Raw genomic sequence first — 663 nt, forward strand, 5'->3', positions numbered from 1 at the left:
CGAGGGAGCCGTACCGGGAGCGCGACAAGACGGCCGTCGAGGAGATCGTCATGGCCTGGTTCGTGCTGGTCCTGTCCGGGGTCCTGGAGGCCGTGTGGGCCACCGCCCTCGGTCGCTCCGAGGGGCTCACCCGCCCGGTCCCCACGGCGACCTTCCTGGTCGCGCTCGCGATGAGCATGGCCGGCCTGGGCTACGCGATGCGCACCCTGCCGGTCGGCACGTCGTACGCCGTCTGGGTGGGCGTGGGCGCCGTGCTGACCGTCGCCGTCGCGATCGCCACGGGCACCGAGTCGTTCTCGGTGGCGAAGGCCCTGCTGCTGACCGGGCTCGTGGGCTGCATCGTGGGCCTCAAGCTCGTGCACTGAGAGCCGCCGCTGGGGCGCGCCCGCCGGAACACCTGTCAGGCGGTGCCGTTGCGGCGCACGAAGTCGACGATGAGGTCGGCCAGCTCGGGTCGGCAGACGATGAGGTCGGGCAGCGAGGTGTCGTCCTCGTTGTAGACGATGGGTGAGCCGTCGACCCGGCTGCAGTGCAGCCCGGCGGCGCGCGCGACCGCGACCGGGGCGGCGTTGTCCCACTGGAACTGGCCGCCGGCGTGGACGTAGGCGTCGGCGACGTCGCGGACCACGCTCATCACCTTGACGCCGGCGCTGCCCATCGGGA

2 protein-coding genes are annotated in these 663 nt (G+C 72.7%); one reads left to right on the forward strand and one right to left on the reverse strand.

Annotated elements, in window-relative coordinates; translation table 11 throughout:
- Positions 1-50: 50 nt before the first annotated feature.
- Positions 51-365, forward strand: a complete 315-nt coding sequence (locus tag FB586_RS18515) for a DMT family transporter (RefSeq protein ID WP_136520836.1) — start codon at positions 51-53, stop codon at positions 363-365.
- A 35-nt stretch (positions 366-400) separates the two neighbouring features.
- On the opposite strand, the gene FB586_RS18520 is transcribed toward FB586_RS18515, so the two are convergent.
- Positions 401-663: inositol monophosphatase family protein (locus tag FB586_RS18520; protein ID WP_281276705.1), on the reverse strand; the 263-nt coding region annotated here is incomplete at its 5' end.

The organism is Cellulomonas telluris, assembly GCF_004886325.1.
GTDB classification, from domain to species: Bacteria; Actinomycetota; Actinomycetes; order Actinomycetales; family Cellulomonadaceae; genus Cellulomonas; species Cellulomonas telluris.